General features: G+C 67.6%; 1 protein-coding gene. It reads left to right on the forward strand.

All coding sequences use genetic code 11. The annotated features are described in order from the left end of the window. Positions 1 to 279, forward strand: a 279-nt coding sequence (locus VG566_RS20445; protein WP_423172695.1) for a DAPG hydrolase family protein, incomplete at its 5' end; no start/stop codon positions are given. Between the last annotated feature and the right edge of the window lie 11 nt (positions 280 to 290).

Here is a 290-nt window from a genome sequence, read left to right on the forward strand (position 1 = left end):
CGCATCGGCTTCGGTGATCACGTGCGTCTGGATGTACAGGGCGATCCCTGCGATGGGCAGATGCTGCATGTGGCGCGCGATACGCCGTTTGGCTGCGTGCTGCGCAGCCGCTTCGTGCTCGGCCTGGATAGCGCCGATCCGCGTCGCGATGCCGGCGACGCGGTCGGCCTGGGCCTGCTCAGGCACTGCTATACGGAGTTCAGTTTCCTGTCGCGGCTGCTGCCTTCGCTGTACTACGGCGAGCGCGCCAACGGCGAAGCAGTGCCGTTGCCGTGGTGAACGGCGCGCCG

It is taken from the genome of Stenotrophomonas sp. CASM114 (assembly GCF_049384325.1).
In the GTDB taxonomy this organism is placed as follows: Bacteria; Pseudomonadota; Gammaproteobacteria; order Xanthomonadales; family Xanthomonadaceae; genus Stenotrophomonas; species Stenotrophomonas muris.